The organism is Lachnospiraceae bacterium KGMB03038, assembly GCA_007361935.1.
Taxonomy (GTDB): domain Bacteria; phylum Bacillota; class Clostridia; order Lachnospirales; family Lachnospiraceae; genus Massilistercora.
Window position 1 is genome coordinate 1,620,229 of record CP041667.1, and the last position, 17,471, is coordinate 1,637,699.

The following is a 17,471-nucleotide window of genomic DNA, read 5'->3' on the forward strand; positions in this document are numbered from 1 at the left end:
GCTAAAAAAAGCTAGCAACTTATCTTTACATACCTTGAAAAAGTGACGCAAATAATCTTTGACAAGCGAAAATTAAGGCTTTTTCAGGGATTGTAGTAGAAGCGATAATAAATCAGCTTTTATTATATGGTACAATCATCGAAACATCTATACTAATCATTAGCAAATTATTTTCCAGTTGCCATCAGCCTTAGCCAGTGTCAAATCAAACTGTGATACCTGTGTCGCCTTTGTAGTCTGGTCTAGGTATGCCACGGATACAGATACTTTGACGTTATCCCCGTCCATACCAAATACCGGGTTGATAAGCTCCGAGAACAGATAATTGCCGCCCACGGGTTCAAGGGCATTGCCGGACACATAGTAGGCAAGCTCTTTATCTGTGGCGGTGGGATACAGCTTGAAGAAAGTTTCCAAAAACTCTGTCACTTCCGTTGTGGTGGCAGCGTCTACCGAGCCGTCCGCTTCCTGTGCTTTTGGCGTATAGCCGGATTTCCCCGGCAGGCTGCTGATAGTCGGGTTTTTGATGATAACCATATCTCCGTTGCTGTCCGCATGGACAGTTACCGTATAAGCGGCGGTGCTTTCTGTCACCTGTTCGCCCTCCGTCACCGTCTGATTTACCGAGTAGAGGACGGTGTACTCGTCCTCGCCGGTCTGCCCGATATTCCATATCTTGACTTCTCCCACCGCAGAGCTGGTAGGAATATCGCTTCTGACAGTGTCCACGTTCAAATCCTGCAAGCTCTCTGTGAGGTAGCCGCTGATGGCGGCTGTCCGTGCGTCAATCGCTTCTTTGGTATTGCTCCATGTATAATAGGCTTTTGCAAAGTCCTTGACGAAATTTTCTATTTTATTGGTGTCCACGATACGCTGTTCTATGATTTCCTTTTCATGGACGGTGTGCATATCTATCGCCGTGAAATTCTTATATACCCCGAAGCTGACACTTGCAATCAGCACCAGCCACAGGGCAATCACGGATTTCTTGTGCGTGCCGACTTTCATAGTACGCACTTTTTTCACCTTATTAGGTTTAGTCTCTTTTTCTTTTTTCTTCCATTTCATAAAAATGTTGTCCTTTCTGTCTTAGTTGGATTTTACACGTCCGGCGCAGATGAAGTGTTGCTGCCAGTACGAGGAATTGAGGTCTGCATATCCAATTGGGTCACCGGCATGGTACATACGGTTATTTCCGGCATATATCCCGACGTGGGTTACATACGTTCCGGCACTGTAGGTACTGTGGAAAAATACCAAGTCGCCGACTTTTGACTGTGACAGAGGGATATGCTGCACAGCGTCATACTGTGCCTGTGCCGTCCTCGGAAGTGAGATACCGGCTTTTCCATAGCACCACTGAATCAGACCGCTGCAATCAAAGGAAGTATTAGGATTGCTGCCGCCATAGACATAGTTCCAGCCTTGATATTTTAAGGCTTCATTGAATATTGCCTGTGCGGTTGCGTCGCTGAAATGAGGTACAGCCAGATATTGTGAGACGAGCTGCACATAGAACATATTCCCGTATTTATACCGCCAGCCGCCGTTCTGCTTGATGGAAATTTCATTCTTGTAGTCCACCTTGACGCCGCCGGATTTCTCCCTTGCGAAACTCTCTGCCAGTGTAAAGCTGTATTTCTTTCCACGGGCAGCCACATAGTCGATAAAACCGCCGCCATAATTGTAACTCTGGACGACGGTATTTATATCGCAGCCTTTCGCTTCTGCTGAAGAAAGCAGGGAAGCAAAATACTTGCACCCCTGCTCAATAGACTGCTCCGTATTAAGGGAATTGGGCGGCAGACCAAGACTTTCACTGGACTGCATAACGTCCTCGCCTGTGCCGCCGGACTCCACCTGCATGATGGCGAGCAGATAGTTCAGATAGTCCTCAATGCCGTACTTTCGTGCGTATTTTTCAACAGTAGGCTGATGTTTCAAAACCTCCGCTGACAGGTTCAACCCCGAATAGTCAAACTGTGCGTCGCTGCTTTCCTCATCGTCAGAAGTGACGATAAAAAGGAACAAAAGCAAGCTGATAATTCCCGTGAAAATCCAGCCAAATATCAGCAGATGGCGCAGCCTCATTGTTTCCGCCCTTTCTTTGTGGTAGTTTTCTTCACGGTGTTACGCTCGATATTTTTCTGGACAGACCGTTTCGTGGCAGTCTGCCGGATTTCCTTATTCCCGGACAAAGATGAGTTCTTTCGTTCCGGGGAAGTAGGATTTTTTACCCCCGGTGCATGAGACACCGGCTCATTCTTCACCTGTGTACGGATTTCCTGTGTCTTTGTCACCGGCTCTTTGGGTGTAGGATATTTTGATATATTCTCACGGGATACCGCCGGACGCTCTTTCTTCATAGGTTCACTGTGCTGCACCTTAGAAGCTGCCGCCGGGGAAGTAGGTTTTTCCAATACTGGCTGTGTTGCTGGACGCTCATGGACAGGGGCAGCCTTTGCCGCTGATCCTGCCTGTTTCGCTTTCTCCATTTCCATGCGCCTATGAGCGATAGACGGACGGCGGTTCTCCTGCCGGTCACTCCGGTCATGCCGCCTTGCATGGCGGTTCTCTATAACGTCACGCTGAACGCCGGATACTTTTGTTGTCTGTTCTGTGGAAGCCACATAGCCAGACTGAGACGGATTTTTCCTGTTCTGTTCCTTTGCGGTTTGTGACTTCCGACTGCTGTCACCGGTACGCTGTTTTTCTCCCGTAGCACCTACAGCAGAAGCGGCACGTTTCCCGGAGGAAGTGCCCGAACTTTGCCCGTTGTCATGGTTAGGACGGGAAGCGGCTCTTTTAGTATCTGACTTAGAGCCGGAAGCCGCTGCAGCTCCTACCACGCCACCGGCAGTACCAGCCGTCAGTGTCCTGCCGATACGACGCTCCAAACGCCTTGCTCCACGGTTGAGGAACAGATACGGGCGGCGCAGGATACGTCTGCCGACCTGTTGGGTGTCATTGGACTGTAGGCTGAACATGGACATTAAATCGCCCATCTTGAAATAGATACCGGCAAAGGTGACAATCTGCAAAAAGGCTATCATAAAGAACGGATACCCGGCTGAAATAGAGTAAAACATTGTGCTGACGCTAAAGGCAGCGGTGATGATAAGGGTAATACCGGCACGCAGCATAATAGTGTTGAACAGCTTTGTGACCGCCCGTTTCCCCATGCCCTCATACGTCGGTATCATTGACAGGATAAAGCTCACCGGCAGGAACATGGCATAAATGATAAACAGCACTTGCGAGAAAATCATCATGCCGGTAAGCAGAAACACAAAGACAGAGATACCGATATTGAATATAAACAGAAAGACCACTGTACCTAACCGGCTCATGGTTTTAGTAATGCTCATGTTGTCGTTATCCCTGTCCTCGATTTCCTCAATCACGATATTCTCTCTTTCGTCGGTGTCTGGACTGGTAGACAGCAGGCTCTCCACCCGATCAGCACCGAGACTGTCTACATCTGTCGTATCATACTGCAATAAGAGCCACGGCTGCTTTACCTGTATGGAAAACAGGCTGTCACGGATAAGGTCAACGCTGTCCTTTCCTTGACTGCTGGAGTCCGGCAGCGTGATTTTTGTACCCAGCGTCAGAGCCGCACTACTGATGTCCGAGGAAAAATCATTGATTTTTGCAATGTAGTTAGGGGCATAGGCGATAAAGGACGCTGACAAGAGAAAGACCACAAGGAAGTTAAGGACGGCGTGAACCGCCTTTGTCGTTTCCCGTTTTAGCAATCCCACATAGGCTACATAGATACCCACGACCAGAATGAGGATAAGCAGGAAGCCTACATAAAATCCCTGTGTGGAAAAGCCGTTCTCCGTCACTCCGGCAAGAGTCTGGATATTCTTCCCGATTGCGTCTGCCGTATCTGAAATAAAGTCCAGCTTGTAGGCTTCCTGCACCACATAGCCAGTGGCGTTGGAAATATACATACTCACTGTCCAGACAAAGTTGGTAATCGCATAGAGTCCATACTGGATACTCTTGCCAATGCCGTCCAGCCAGTTCCACGGAAGCCAATCCCACGAACTGTCTACATAGAAGTCAAGCTGATAGTTTTCCAGCGGATATTTTGAGTATTCATTGGCAGCGTCCACCGTATCGTCCACCAGACCGGCAGCATGAGCCACCGTTCCTGTGATGGAGAGGAACGCCAGAATACCAAACACCACCAACAGGGTGATACCGAGATAGCGCAGGATGTTTCGTTTCCTCATAGGCTCTCCCTCGTTTTTTCACGCTGTTTTGGCGGTCTGGTATCAAATGCGGCAAATAAATCCGCAAAGACCGGGTGTATCTGGACAACGCCCACACGCCCGTAGAGGTCTTGAAACAGGCATTGTCCGTTCTCCAAATCCCGGAGCCGCTTCTGGTTGTTCTCGTCATCGCCATCCACACCGAAAAATTCCAGCGTATCCTTGATTTCCTTGCTGTCTGTGGAGCGGAACGCAAATTTCAGACCGATATTGTTCTTCATTTTCTCGTCGTCCACGTCGCTGGAATTTTGCGTCACGAAATAGACAGCGGCGTTCATGGAGCGTCCGGCACGGATAAGTTTGTTAGAGAGGGATTTCCCCTGTGCCACCTGTAAGAACGTCCACGCTTCGTCTAAGTCGACGATTTTAAAAATACTCCTGTCAGAATGGATAAAATCTAAGGCAAAGGTACTGATGTCCATAAGGATAGCAACCGAGAGCAGCTCCGTGGAGGTGTAGTCCTCCAGTTTCGTGTCACAATCCGGCAGCACAAGGTCAGCCACCTGTATGATGTTGAGCTGTTTGTCCAGACTGATCGAATGTTCCACCGTTCCGTCGGAAAAGAGCAGATGTGCAAAGTCATAGTCCGCAATACTCTGGATATGGCTGGCGATACTGTTTGCCGTGGGCGTGCCGATTTTCCGTAGCTCGTCCACCACGCAGAGAAGTCCGTGTTTTTCTCCCTTTGTCACTTCCTGTAGTGCCGCCATGAGGACAGGAAACTTTTCGCCGTCACGGTATCGGATACCTGTCAGAAAGGTCAGAATATCCACGGCAAGGCTTTCCCCGTCATGCACGTCTTTCATAATTACATACGGGTCAAGCATACCCCGGTTTTCTTCGCTGTTGGTAAGGTTTACAATATTGATTTCCTCCGCAATCTCCGGGAGTGTCTCTTTCCATCTGCCACGCTCTGATTTTGGGTCAATAATCACCGCATGACCGCCGAACAGCACAGAATAATAGATAATGAGGTTATTGCAGAATGACTTCCCACCGCCCAGAGAACCGAGAAAGGCAGCCGCCAGCGCATTTGTGACGGAGCCTTCGACTCCTTGTGCCGCAAGGCTGGGTTTTAGGTACACGTTCCTGCCGGTATCGAGGTTATAGCCGATATAGATACCGTCCTTTTCCCCTAGCTGTTGTGTCGCACCGAAACCCAGACCAGCCAGAAAATCACTTGTCACATACTGGATATAGTCGTTTATGTACCGCTTGCTGGCAGGAATGAACTCGCTGTGGAGTCCGAGCATATCACCAAAGGGGCGCACCAGCTTTACGTTCAAGTCGTCGTAAAAATCCTTGACCTCGTCGCAGCGGCGTTTCAGCTCGTCCAGACTGTCCGCAGACACACGCACCACATAGGAGAGCTTATACATGGACTCCTTGCTCTGGTCTAGGGTGGTTTCCAGCTCATTGACCGAGTCCAGAGCTTCCACCACACTGTTGCCGGTTTCGTTTCCAGCTTCCCATGCGTGGTTATCCAAATCTTTCAGTTCTTTCTTTTTATTGCGTACCGTCGTCAGCGCTTTTTTGTTGGTGACGATTTCCACGTTCATAGAGGTGGACACCGGGAATGTAAACTGCTGTTGTTGGTAGTAGAAGATTTCCGAAGATGGAAAATCCAGCTCCCCTACGATATTGTTAATCGTGAAGTAGGCGGCATACGTCGTCTGGTCTTCACTTTCCAGACGGAGGTATCGCTGATTTTCTTCCACTAAGCAGCGTGTCGGACGGATAAGGTCATACCGTTTTACCAGCGTTTCCCGTTTCAGCTTTTTTACAGGAAAGTCATAGAAATAGTCCTCATAGGCAACGCCGGTCTTGCCGTAGATATGCTCCAAAAGGTAGCCGAAGTCCTTTTTCTCCAGACGGCGCACCTTGAACCGGCGAGCGATTTTATTCTCCAAAAGTTTCTCCATCTTCATAAAGCGGTTGATTTCATCATTGCTCATGGAGACAAAGTCACCCATCAGCTTGTGGTTGACTTCGTAGAGGAAGTCAGCAAAGGTCATGGACAGGGATTTCCTTGCGCCTTTCAGACTGATTTCTTCCTCGTTCACCAGCAGCTTAAAGCCAAGAAAAAAACGGTAATCAATCTGATTTTCACCAATCATATCCACTAAAGCGTCCGTCTGCTCGTCTATCTTCTCACAGGCGATTTCACGCAGCCGCCCGGTCACTTCCTCTTTGGGGCGTTCCTGTATCTGCCGGATACTGGACTCTGTGCTTATCTGCAAGGCGTGTATCTTCCCGTCACGGTTCTGTGCGATAAGCTGACGGAAGCTATCGTGCAGCCGGTATTTTTCTTCCGGCGATAGGAACGAGTAATTATAGGGGAGCAGCTCGTAATAGGCGAAGCACTCCCCGTCGTGGTTGAACACCAGATTGTTTTCGATATATTTAATCGGGAACATACAAATCACTCCTAACTGCTGTAATGGCGGTATCGAATTTTTCTTTCCCCAGCTTCACCGGCTTCCCGGCATAGGTCACTTTAGGGCGCACCAGATAACTGACACTGGATTTCAAAAATCCGAAAGGCTTCTTGCCGTCAAAAGTTTTCTGACTCATAAACCATGTAAGGGCGACAGGGATACCAAAATATTTAAGAAACGCCCCGTCAATGAGGGAAAAGGGCGGCAGCTCCCCGAACAGGATAACCACAAACAGGGAGACAACAAACCATGCCATCTGTGTAAAGGTAATCGGGAACGGGAGCTGAAAATCATTGATAGCGTAAATGACCTTTTCCACGTTCCAGATACTTGTGTAGCTTCTAATTTTTTTCAAAGTCTCGTACCATTCCTTTCTTCTGAAATGAATACAGCAGCCTGTATTTACAGACTGCTGCAATAAAAAAACTGCCAGAAGAACACTTGCGTTAGATCTGACAGCTAGTAGGGGATTTCAAATACCCCGTATCTTGTTTCCACGAAGCACCCCTCTATATCAAGGTCACGGGCAAATGCTTCATAGTCAATGTAATTTCTCAAACGGTCTGGTATCTCGCCCAGAGAGCCGCACTCGTCAATGAGGTAATAAGCAACGTCTACCATGTTCTCGCAGCCGGGATACTGGATAATGTCATCCTTATGTTCGTAGAGTTCCTCCACACCCGTAAAATGACAGAGTAAATCGTCCACCACTTCACTGATAGGATAATCCAGTTCCTCAATCATGGCGCACAGTCGGTTGACTTCCTCAATCGGCGTATATTCATCCACAGGGAACGGCAGCTCATAGTCATGGATGGCGTATTCTTCATAATTGCCATTCAAGCCGATACGCTCTGCCATCTCGTCGTAGTCCACCGGCGGTGTAAACCATGCGCCTACCAGCTCGCCCTCATTGTATTTGCCTAAATTGGCGATATAGACACGCATTTCCTCCATAGGTACACCGCCTTATTGATAGCGGAACACACCGCTAGAAGTGAACAGGTATCTGTCGCTTTGTTCCAGCTCACGCCCATAGGAAGCATAGTCGATATGTGCCGTAAGCTCCGGCGGCAGCTCTCCGAAACAGTGTTCCTCCAAAATGAGATACTCCGATAAAGCGGTAGGGTCTGCCACGTCATAGTGGTGTATCTCGTCCTTGTGGTTGAGAAAATCTTCGATATTCTGAAACCATTTATAGACAATCGCCTGTAATTCCTTTCCGACAGGCGTACCCTCGATTTCCTGTATCAGACGGCAGATACCGTTGATTTCCCACAGGTTCATGCTGGGCGTAAGGGCAAAGGGCAGCTCATAGTCGGCAATCTCGATTTCCTCCACCTCTTTGACACCGAGCTTTTCTTTTACTTCCTCAAAATCCACCGGGCAGTCAAACCATTCCCCGGCGTACCCGTCCTCGTCCTCCGAGTAGGGTTTTGTGATGTTGAGGATATAAAGTCTCATTTCATACATTGCTTTTTCATCACGTCCTTTCTAAACGTGCCATCACTTCTGTTAAGATAGCATACTTCACGCCGAATACATAACGTGAAAAGTCTTCTAGCTGCTGTTTTGGATAATCGGCAAGGGGAAGCCGCTTCATCTCGAACCAGACTGCCCGTTTGTAGTAGGCCAAGTCCGAGATGTAAGAGCAGCCGATCCTTGCCTGTATGTGATAACGTATAATTAATTTCGCAAAATCAATTTCATAAAAATAGACATGGTCTATAGCCGTTTGGTAAAATCAAGTCACCACAACTAAATCTATCAAAGGAGGCTATAGAACCATGTCTGATAAGATTATACAGCTAAATGAGGACTTAATAAAGCATGATTTAAAGGATCTTGTCCGTAACAGTGTCGAAGAAACATTAAACGCCCTGCTCGATAAGGAAGCCGACGAATTAGTCAACGCTGAAAAGTATGAGCGCTCCTCTGACCGCCAGGGATATCGTTCCGGCCATTATAAGCGAAATCTCCACACTACCGCAGGGGAAGTCGAACTGAAGGTTCCTAAACTGAAAGGGGTTCCTTTCGAGACAGCCATTATCGAAAGATATCGTCGCAGAGAATCTTCCGTGGAAGAAGCTCTTATTGAGATGTATCTGGCCGGTGTTTCTGTCCGACGCGTGGAAGATATCACCGAAGCCTTATGGGGAACGAAAGTATCCCCTGGAACCATCAGTAACCTGAATAAAAAGGCTTATGAGCATATTGAAACCTGGCGTACCCGTCCGCTTTCCGGGAACTATCCTTATGTTTACGTAGATGGTGTTTACCTGAAACGTAGCTGGGGCGGCGAGATCCAGAACGTTTCTGTTCTCGTTGCCATTGGCGTCAGTCAGGATGGCTGCCGGGAAATCCTTGGTGCTGCGGAAGGGATGAAAGAGGATCGTGAAAGCTGGCGTTCTTTCTTCGTATGGTTGAAAGAACGCGGGCTTACTGGTGTACGTTTGATCATCGGCGATAAGAATCTCGGTATGCTTGAAACCATTCCGGAAGTCTTTCCGGATGCCAGATATCAGCGCTGTACGGTTCATTTTTACAGAAATATATTTTCTGTTACCCCCCGTAACAAGATGAAAACGGTAGCGCTTATGCTCAAGGCGATCCATGCGCAGGAAAGCAAGGAAGCCGCCCGTGAAAAAGCAATCCAGGTAGCGGAGAAACTCCGTGCCATGAAGCTTGCTAAAGCTGCCAAGAAGGTAGAGGACGGGATTGAAGAAACCTTGACCTATATGGATTTTCCTACGCAGCATTGGACCCGGATCCGAACCAATAACGCTATTGAGCGCCTCAACCGTGAGATTAAACGGCGTACAAAAGCGATCGGTGCTTTTCCTGACGGGCAGAGTGCCTTGATGCTCGTATGTGCCAGACTGCGTCACGTAGCAGCAACCAGTTGGGGAGCCAGACGCTATATGAATATGGATCATCTTTTCAAAACAGAAGAGGATCTGCTGTCTGATATCATAGCCGGCTGACTACCGGCTGCTAAACGGCTAGGTTTTGATTTTGCGAAAAACTATTGACACTATCCTGTATGTCGGTGAAAATATCTTTGTCCACAATCAACCTCCCATCTGCTTTAGGGTAAGAAAAAAGCAGCAAATCTTTAGGATTTACTGCTTACACAAGAACTTTTAAATTTTTTTAAAAGGGATAACGCCTTTTCAGCGGTAGGTATAATTTCTTCATGGCTTATATGGTCTTGATATTTTTTGTGCTGCTTTTTCCACTGGGAATTTTCCCCTTCTTCAATTTCTGTCCATCTAAAAGTAATAATTTCTGAAGCAAAAGGAAAATGCATAGGAAATGAAAAACCACCTTTACGTTCATATAATTGTATTACATTTACATCATGTTTCAATTTATTATTTGCATACCGTAAGCCGCTGAAAAAAGCCTTTTCATTTTGAGATAATGGATTTTCTCCTATGCTTTGTAAATATTCATATGTATCAAGAAGCCAATGAAGAAATGTTCCAACTCTATAATTTACATCTTTTTTCAGTTCGTCACTATTCAAATTATGTGTTGCTGCCTTAATAGCCAAGTCCATTTCCATAAAACTTTTATTTAAAGCATATATCAGCATTTACAAACTCTCCTTTATGCTAATAAGTCCATTACAATTATTAGCTTTTATCTTTGAATAATTCTTTAATTTTATCATCAGATATATTTTCTAAATCAGGTTCAATTCCAATCGCTAATAATTCATCAGATGTTATTTTTTGATTTACTATTTTGCAATGTTTTGTAAAACACTCCACAATTATATACGTTGTTCCCATAAGAATAGCAGTACATATGATAATAAAAAATGCAATTAAAAACTTATTGTTTAAGCCGATATCTCCAAAAATACCACTCAAATAACCTAATCCTATAAATGCAAAAGCACATTTGTTAAGATAAGCATTTCTATATGTTTCTCTAAAAACCGTTTCGTTATAACTTAATTTATCGGTATTGTTATCCCGATAAATTAATCCCTTACCAGCAAATTGTTGAATTATTTTTTCTCGTTTAGTAGAAAGAGCAAAAATCATTAATAATAATGCTCCTGCCAGTTGTAATGAAATGGATAATATATATATTATTGTATACATAGATTATATCCTCCTTAAACTGTATTTATACTGCACTATATCATAATAATAACGGCATATCTGTAATCAACCTCCAATCTAGTCTAGTGTAAGAACAAGCAGTAAATCTTTAAGATTTACTGCTTGTTCTTAAATGTGACGGTAACATTTGATTTAGTTCTTCATTTGAAAAAAATTGCTCTTCATTATTCTTTAATGCTTTTTGTGCTTTTGAATAGCTCCTAGAATTGGTTTTTGGCGATTTCTTATAAATACTGTAAGTTTCGTTAAGTAAACTGTCTCTCATGGATACTATAGCATTATCGTCTAATACATCAAAGTCAGTCATTAGAGAAACATATTTTTCCCGAATAAGCCATAGTTCATCTGCCGCAAAAATATGTTGTTTCATTTCACTTTCGAGATTAAAATTTTTGAAGAACAGATTAAACGCCAGCAAAACCGTCGAAAAGAAACCGGCAATAATTGTATAAACATTTTCGTTTGTTACTACTGCGCCTAAGAAGCCGCCGGTAGATAAAGCAGATAATAGTATTTGTGCATATTTTATTAATTTTAATCTATTCTCTAAGGTGTTGACCTGTTTTAAATGGCTTGTGTATGTATAGACTACTCTACCATACGCTTCTTTTAATTGTATTAACAATCCGGCTCTATGTTGGGAATTTTGTACCATATATTTCTCTCCATTTACTATGCCATGTATAATAATATCCGTTGCTGTACGCAGAAATTGCTTCTAAGGACAAATCATATGCTTGTTTGGCTTCTCTTTTAAAAGAATATTTTTTTGTGACGTGTTTTCCATCACCAAATTTTATCCAGTATTCTTTGTCAGCATTATCATAAAGATATTTAAAAAAGTCTCTGGACAGCCAATCATAGTAAGAATATGATTTATCAGCGTATTTATAAGTTTGAATAAATCGGTAAGCAATGGTATCAATCAAAACTCCAGTCATACATACACCCATATTGTTGTTCCATGCTCTTGCCATACGACATAAACGCTTTAGATTTTTATTTGAAAGACTATTACGTCCATTAAAACAGTTCATTTCCTGTTTGGGATCCATGTATTTCCAACTGCCCCCATTATGAGTGTCTGGATACACATAAGAACCATCCTCTAACTTAAAGGACGGTACTATTTCAAATTTAATGCCATTGTAAAAGTCAATAACTACTACCTGTCCATCACCACCTATTTGAGAAGAAGAATACGTTTTTTGAAGCGACAATTTAACCGCCTGTAATAAAGCAGATTGTCCGTTTCCAGTATAATTGTTATATTTTGTATATTCAGACCATGGCAATTCTATAACGATATCAATATCACTGGTATATATAGCGGTTCCTCTTCCATAAGACCCTACATAAAAACTATGATTTGTCTCTGACTCTGTAGACCAAAAATCTTTATTTATCCTTTTAGTAATTGCATGATAACGAGTTTGTACATCATTTACCACAGAAGAACTCATTCTAAGATTTTTACAAAATGTAGAAAAATCTTGACTTACAGAAATATCCGACAAATAAATCCCTCCTCTAAACATCTTACAGAATATTATACCAATTTTTGGTCAAAGCTACAATACAAATCATGCTCCGATAATACGGTTGAACAGCTCCAGCAGCACATCTTTTACGCCACCGGCATTGAATACCAGACCTACCGCAATGAGCGCAATTACCAGAAAGCCGATAAGTTTGGAAAACTCACGCTTAAAGCCTAAGTAGATACCGATTACAACAATCGCCATCAGCACCAAGCTCTGTGCATTGCTTAAAAACCAGTTGTATAAGTTCTGACCGAAATTCATTTATCCTCATTCCTTTCTACTTTAATATTTTTCATTTCTTCGTCGGCTGCTTTGCCTACCTGTAAAATACACATCAGCACCACGCCGATACCCATACCTGCCGACACCAGCAGCAGGTCACAAAATAAATGCCACATATCTATTTCTCCATAATCATTTCTTCCGTACTCACCGAAAGTTGCTGCAAGACCTTTTTCAGCCGGTCAGTGAGCTTTGCGTTTTTCACCATATCCCGGATAATGGTGGTGTCGTTCTGCTTATCCAGCGTTTCCGCTACCTGTAAAGTAGGTGCGACCTGTCGTGCCAGCCAGTTCAGCGTGCGGTTAAAGTCATAGGGTTCTGGCTGTGTCGTCAGCTTCAAACGCCCCCGGTCTTTTCCAAGAAACCACGCCCACCGCTCATTGGTCTTCCACTCGCTCCGGCGTTTCGTGTCGTCCTTATCGACAAAGCGCACATAGCGGTTGATGATAGAAAAAGCGGTACGTTCAGCGTCATGGTATGTCAGCAAATCCCGTACCGCATAATAGGCTCGCTCATTTTTCAATCGGATTTCAAAGCGGTTTTTGATAGGCGTTTCCTCTAGGGGAATGTCGTACTTTACAAGCTGCTCATAATCTTTCTCGTAGATACAGAAGTAAACCTCTGATTTCAGAGAGCCGATATACAGCGTGTTTCCCATGCTGGATTTATTTTCTTCACGGCTTTGTACCAGCTCGCCGGAGCGGTAAGACTTAAAGCTCCGAAAGACAGAGATACATTCCTCATTCCGGCACTTTTTTGTCAGTTCTGGAATGTCCAGTATCCCCACCATATCGTTGATGGCAAGGTCAAGCCGCTTTATCACGCCGCCCTCCACCAGTGCGTCCATGAGGAAGTCATACCAGCTCCTATGCTGTGCCAGCAGGAAATTTTCAAACTGTCGGCAGCCTTTTCCTTTCAGTTCCAGCAGCACGCCTTTTTCCACGTCGGGAGACACCAGAACGAAAATATCCCCCATGTAGTAATGCTCTGGATAGTTATAAAATCCGTAATCCTCATGTATCATAAAGTCCAGCTTCAATCTAAGGATTTTGCTCACCACAAACTGTACGTCCGTAGTCGGGAAGCGTATCCTCACATAGTCAAACAGCATGGTAAGCGGTGACTCCGGGTTATAGCGTTCCAGTGCTTGCAGCAGATGTTCTTTTACTTCCTCGCCGGGAGCAGCCTTGCCGGACTCGATCTTGTTCAGATATTGCCGGGTGATACCGGCTGCTACAGCGATTTTATTCTGTGAAACGCCGTAAGAGAGCCGCTTTTTTTTAAAGCTGGTTATCCAGTCTGTATCATTCAGTCAAATTCCTCCTAACTGTCAGTGTCAACTAAGAGCTGTTCCAGTTGACACGCCCATCAGCACGAAAAGTCCTTTAAACACAAGGACTTTCCATACTTTTGAGACTGTTTCCTGTTGTAATTGTGCCCCCCTGTTAGATACCGGGGGCGAATGGTTGGCGTGGCGTACGCCACACCAACACGGCTAGTCCGTACCAGCGGCTTTCGCTTCGCACGCCGCCTGTCCGTCCTGCCTTTGCTGCATGAGTCTCCCGATTTCTTTCAGAAAATCATGCCCTTTTGGTACTAGGGGAGTGTAAAACTCCGATATGACACTTGTTCCCACGTCAACGTAGCCACGCCCTTTGATCTGCTTCAGAAAAAAGTCCTTGTCTACTTCCCCGAACATCATAGAGTATCCCAGCTCGCTCATGCGCCCTAATGCCACACGGAAATTAAACTGGTCACGGATACCGTCACCGAGATACTTTGCGTCTGGACGCTGACAGGCAAGGATAAGGAAGTATCCGGCTTGCCGACCCAGCATGACAATCTGTTTCAGCTTGTTCAAGACCGCAGCGTTTTCCTTTGTCGTCAGCATTTCCATAAATGCCACATACTCGTCAAAAATAAGGAAGTGGGGCGGTAAGTTGAGATAGGCGTAGTTCTCCCCGGTCTTGTAGCCCTCCATCCGCTTCATGGTTTCGCTCCGCTCCATCATGCCGTCATAGAAACGCTCAATACAGAAGGTAATATCCTCCTTGCGGTAATAGACTTCCGGCATGACAGCGGACAAATCGGCAAGGTCAGCGTTCTTAGGGTCAAGCACATACACCTGTGCGTTAGTACGCAGCAGAGCTTCAATGATGGTAAGGATAAAATACGTTTTTCCTCCACCTGTGCCACCGGCTATGAGCATATGGGGGAGCTTGTCATACTCCCATGATACGTTAGCCATGAGCTTTAGGCTGCCGTGTGCCGCCTGTACCTCGTCAATGGTGATACGGTTCGCAATGGTGTCATAGAGCAGCACATACTCCACAAAGCTGTCTTTCAGCTCTTTGGATACCAGTTCGCAATATAAGCCGGTTTCTAGCTTCTTCTCCAAATGTAAGAGCTGCTCTTGATACTTTCCCAGTGTGATCTCTGCTTGTATATGGATAAGTCCATGCTCCAGCCGATAGTACACTTTGGGAAAGTGGGTGATTTTCTCTTTGGAACGACTGTCCGGCAAGTCTTTGAAGAAACCGCCGTCCTGTGTCTTTTCAGACTCATACCACCCATTTTCTAATATCATGCGTGCCAACTTTTGCCGGTGGGAAAGCTGCTTTACTTTATCCGGCAGGAAATACCGATACAAAAAGGCAGCCGCCACACTCACCGCACCGGCCACCATGACAGTGCCTATCATGTATGGCGTGACGGTCAGATGGAAGCTGCCCTCATGGAGCAGAGAAGCCGATTTCCAGTCCGTATGAAACAGCGTGCCGATATTTAAGAGCAGCACCACCACAAGGAACACCAGAAGCAGAAAGCCGGTTGCCGTGCGGAATATAAGCGTCCTGTCGCTTGCTCGGATACGGTTGCCCTTTCTCTGAAAATATCTCATAAAATCTCCTTATATTAAAAAAGCAGCTAATCTTTTAAAGACTAACTGCTTTCATAATAGTAAATATAGAAACTCTTTTAATAACTTCTTAATTGTTCGTTTGTGAATACTTCACCTTGTTCATTTTCCCATTGTGAAGTGATTTTGAATTTATGCGAAGAACCCATATGGATTATTACATGTTCTTCAAAACTATTACCCGGTTCAAGATATTCATAAGGCATTTTATCTTTTATTAACATTATTTGATATTCTTGTGGTATTGAAACAGAAATATTATATGCAGTTGCATTGCCAGAGTTCCATATTTTTGCTTTGTATTTATTTTTAGATATATTTATAATTCTTGCTTCAATCCATGCCTTTTGTTCTTGATTTTCTTGCTGCCTAATTTTTTCCAGTTCATGTTCCTTTAATGCAAGCTCATATTCTTTTATCTTTTGTTCAAGCTCTGATAATTGGACTCGGACTTGCACGGTATCATTAGACTTTTTTAATGCCACAAGAGATATAATTACAGCGGCAATAGGCATAATATAGAGAGCGACATCTTTAATAACTTCTTTAAATACATTCCAGTATTCCATGATTTCTGGACTCATTTCATCACCTCAATTTTTTTAATGCCTTTGATAATTCTTTTTCTATTTCTTTCATTGCCTCATTTTTAATATCCTCAATATTGGCATTAATCACATCTTGATTTTCCTCAATTAGTTCAGCTTTCGTGAAAACTCTACCGCAATCTGAACATTTTATTTTTGTGTCATCTGGAGCTTCCATTAAATCATCTATTCCCTCGTCTAAAGTAGAAAATTGATCGTTTCCACATACGCTACAGAAGAGGGTTACGTTTCTGCTTAAATCTTTCATTCATTTTCCTCCCAACATGTAAAGTTAAATTATATTATACAACCTTAAAAAGACGTATTCAATCCAATATTTAACAGACATCTATACATGAGGAAGTAAATAAATTATCCCTTGCCCAGCCTTTCCCTAGAATATGTGTTCAAACTTCATTTTCTACCAGGAACATTATTTTGGTTTATTAGAAGGAAGTTTAGAGGCAGCATTTTTTAAAGCTATATCGTCTGCCTTGATATACCAGTCCACATCTGCCCCTTGAAACGTAGCTGTCGCCACAGTGTCGGCTACCGGATTGATAAGCTCCACCTCGGCGTTATAGTCAAACTCTTTTAAAGGCACGCTTGCCGGAATGGATACCTGTATCATGCGCCCCTGTCCTCTGGACTTCAAATCATAGGTGCGCTCCTTGATTTCCTCGGACACCGTACCGTCATCATTCTGGACGTGTACCTCACGGCGTAAGGCTGAAAATTTCAAAATCCCGAAAGTTTTCTCTTTGTCAATGATAATCCCGTTTGCTAATCTCATCTGTTCTGTACCTCCTTATGCTTTCACCATATCATCAGCGGATAAAATGTAATTGGTAAATCCACGGCTGCCGATTTTGTAGCCGGTAGCGGTGATTTTAGGGTTAATGAGCTTCACCTTTTCCTCGATTTCAAAGTTCTTCTCACCAGCGGAAGCCGGGAGGAATACCACAATATCATCCGCACGCTGCACGTTAGAGTACAGGTTGTAGCTCCGGGAAACGACGGTCATACGTCCGTTAATCCGTCGCTGATCGACCTTGCCCTCACCGGCATATTCCAGATTTCCGAATGTTTTTTCCATATTAGGGATAACGTGTTTTAATTCCATAAATTTCTTTAACCTCTTTTCTTTCTATAATTATGAATGTAATAGTTCCATTCTGCCTTGCAGAGAATATCTGTCTGCCTGTGGATAATCAAGGGCAGGCGTTGTGCTTCGCACCCTTGACAATCCCCATGCAGAAAGATTTAGAACAAACAAGCAGAATT

General features: G+C 44.4%; 21 protein-coding genes. 1 reads left to right on the forward strand and 20 read right to left on the reverse strand.

Features of this window, described 5'->3' with window-relative positions; translation table 11 throughout:
• Positions 1–159: 159 nt before the first annotated feature.
• The 8 genes from FND36_07725 to FND36_07760 form a co-directional block, all read right to left on the reverse strand.
• Positions 160–1,068: a conjugal transfer protein gene (locus FND36_07725; protein ID QDW73931.1), complete on the reverse strand. Its 909-nt coding sequence runs from the start codon at positions 1,066–1,068 to the stop codon at positions 160–162.
• Between the two features lie 21 nt (positions 1,069–1,089).
• Positions 1,090–2,091 carry a peptidase P60 gene (locus FND36_07730; GenBank protein QDW73932.1) on the reverse strand — a complete coding sequence of 334 codons (1,002 nt, stop codon included), beginning with the start codon at positions 2,089–2,091 and terminating at the stop codon, positions 1,090–1,092.
• Complete coding sequence (locus tag FND36_07735) at positions 2,088–4,244, reverse strand: YtxH domain-containing protein (protein QDW73933.1); 2,157 nt, start codon at positions 4,242–4,244, stop codon at positions 2,088–2,090. The genes FND36_07730 and FND36_07735 overlap by 4 nt, the downstream gene beginning before the upstream one ends.
• Entirely contained in the window at positions 4,241–6,700 is a 2,460-nt protein-coding gene (locus FND36_07740) for an ATP-binding protein (protein QDW73934.1), read from the reverse strand. The genes FND36_07735 and FND36_07740 overlap by 4 nt, the downstream gene beginning before the upstream one ends.
• Entirely contained in the window at positions 6,687–7,076 is a 390-nt protein-coding gene (locus FND36_07745; GenBank protein QDW73935.1) for a conjugal transfer protein, read from the reverse strand. Before FND36_07745 ends, FND36_07740 begins: the two co-directional genes overlap by 14 nt.
• Before the next feature lie 104 nt (positions 7,077–7,180).
• Positions 7,181–7,669 (reverse strand): antirestriction protein ArdA, encoded by a 489-nt coding sequence (locus FND36_07750; GenBank protein QDW75575.1) that lies wholly within the window; start codon positions 7,667–7,669, stop codon positions 7,181–7,183.
• Positions 7,670–7,690: 21 nt separating this feature from the next.
• Positions 7,691–8,194, reverse strand: a complete 504-nt coding sequence (locus tag FND36_07755) for an antirestriction protein ArdA (protein ID QDW73936.1) — start codon at positions 8,192–8,194, stop codon at positions 7,691–7,693.
• Positions 8,195–8,204: 10 nt separating this feature from the next.
• Complete coding sequence (locus FND36_07760; protein ID QDW75576.1) at positions 8,205–8,393, reverse strand: hypothetical protein; 189 nt, start codon at positions 8,391–8,393, stop codon at positions 8,205–8,207.
• A 115-nt stretch (positions 8,394–8,508) separates the two neighbouring features.
• On the opposite strand from FND36_07760, the gene FND36_07765 reads away from it, so the two are divergent.
• The gene (locus tag FND36_07765; protein QDW73937.1) at positions 8,509–9,705 is read left to right on the forward strand and encodes an IS256 family transposase; all 1,197 of its coding nucleotides are present in this window, start codon (positions 8,509–8,511) and stop codon (positions 9,703–9,705) included.
• 131 nt (positions 9,706–9,836) lie between these two features.
• On the opposite strand, the gene FND36_07770 is transcribed toward FND36_07765, so the two are convergent.
• The 12 genes from FND36_07770 to FND36_07825 form a co-directional block, all read right to left on the reverse strand.
• Positions 9,837–10,319, reverse strand: a complete 483-nt coding sequence (locus FND36_07770; GenBank protein ID QDW73938.1) for a hypothetical protein — start codon at positions 10,317–10,319, stop codon at positions 9,837–9,839.
• Between the two features lie 40 nt (positions 10,320–10,359).
• Positions 10,360–10,836, reverse strand: coding sequence for a hypothetical protein (locus tag FND36_07775; GenBank protein ID QDW73939.1), 477 nt, complete (start codon positions 10,834–10,836; stop codon positions 10,360–10,362).
• A gap of 109 nt (positions 10,837–10,945) precedes the next feature.
• The gene (locus tag FND36_07780) at positions 10,946–11,512 is read right to left on the reverse strand and encodes an SLATT domain-containing protein (GenBank protein QDW73940.1); all 567 of its coding nucleotides are present in this window, start codon (positions 11,510–11,512) and stop codon (positions 10,946–10,948) included.
• Positions 11,490–12,365 carry a nucleotidyltransferase gene (locus FND36_07785; protein QDW75577.1) on the reverse strand — a complete coding sequence of 292 codons (876 nt, stop codon included), beginning with the start codon at positions 12,363–12,365 and terminating at the stop codon, positions 11,490–11,492. The genes FND36_07780 and FND36_07785 overlap by 23 nt, the downstream gene beginning before the upstream one ends.
• A gap of 75 nt (positions 12,366–12,440) precedes the next feature.
• Positions 12,441–12,662 carry a hypothetical protein gene (locus FND36_07790; protein ID QDW73941.1) on the reverse strand — a complete coding sequence of 74 codons (222 nt, stop codon included), beginning with the start codon at positions 12,660–12,662 and terminating at the stop codon, positions 12,441–12,443.
• The gene (locus FND36_07795; GenBank protein QDW73942.1) at positions 12,659–12,799 is read right to left on the reverse strand and encodes a DUF3789 domain-containing protein; all 141 of its coding nucleotides are present in this window, start codon (positions 12,797–12,799) and stop codon (positions 12,659–12,661) included. Before FND36_07795 ends, FND36_07790 begins: the two co-directional genes overlap by 4 nt.
• 2 nt (positions 12,800–12,801) lie before the next feature.
• Positions 12,802–13,995: a helix-turn-helix domain-containing protein gene (locus tag FND36_07800; GenBank protein QDW73943.1), complete on the reverse strand. Its 1,194-nt coding sequence runs from the start codon at positions 13,993–13,995 to the stop codon at positions 12,802–12,804.
• A gap of 183 nt (positions 13,996–14,178) precedes the next feature.
• The gene (locus FND36_07805; protein QDW73944.1) at positions 14,179–15,582 is read right to left on the reverse strand and encodes a DUF87 domain-containing protein; all 1,404 of its coding nucleotides are present in this window, start codon (positions 15,580–15,582) and stop codon (positions 14,179–14,181) included.
• A gap of 77 nt (positions 15,583–15,659) precedes the next feature.
• Entirely contained in the window at positions 15,660–16,184 is a 525-nt protein-coding gene (locus FND36_07810) for a hypothetical protein (protein ID QDW73945.1), read from the reverse strand.
• A gap of 4 nt (positions 16,185–16,188) precedes the next feature.
• On the reverse strand, positions 16,189–16,455 hold the full coding sequence (locus FND36_07815; GenBank protein QDW73946.1) for a hypothetical protein: 267 nt from the start codon (positions 16,453–16,455) through the stop codon (positions 16,189–16,191).
• Between the two features lie 165 nt (positions 16,456–16,620).
• Positions 16,621–16,980 carry a DUF961 domain-containing protein gene (locus tag FND36_07820; GenBank protein QDW73947.1) on the reverse strand — a complete coding sequence of 120 codons (360 nt, stop codon included), beginning with the start codon at positions 16,978–16,980 and terminating at the stop codon, positions 16,621–16,623.
• A gap of 15 nt (positions 16,981–16,995) precedes the next feature.
• Positions 16,996–17,310, reverse strand: coding sequence for a DUF961 domain-containing protein (locus FND36_07825; protein ID QDW73948.1), 315 nt, complete (start codon positions 17,308–17,310; stop codon positions 16,996–16,998).
• Positions 17,311–17,471: the final 161 nt, after the last annotated feature.